At 64.7% G+C, this 255-nt stretch carries 1 pseudogene; it reads right to left on the bottom strand.

The features are described 5' to 3' along the window. Positions 1 to 255: pseudogene (locus tag CKY02_RS23315) on the bottom strand (type VI secretion system membrane subunit TssM); the annotation flags it as partial.

Below are 255 nucleotides of genomic sequence, written 5' to 3' on the forward strand. Positions count from 1 at the left end.
CGGCCAGGTAGGTCTGGTACTGTCTGACGACGGTGTCGTGCCATTCGATTTCCAGCGAGCTTATCGCTTCCCGCATCACCACCCGCCAGGCCTGTTCGGCCAGTTCGCCGACCCAGCGGTTGAGCGGCTCCGGCAGGTTTTTCGCCCGCTGCTGGACGTCGAAAATCGGGTCGCCGTTATGCTGTTCCAGCCGCTGCTGAACGGCGCTCAGGGCGGCTTTCCCCGGGACCGGGGCGTTCTGAATGCCCAGCAGGT

The organism is Photorhabdus bodei (genome assembly GCF_003287735.1).
Classification (GTDB): Bacteria; Pseudomonadota; Gammaproteobacteria; order Enterobacterales; family Enterobacteriaceae; genus Photorhabdus; species Photorhabdus kayaii.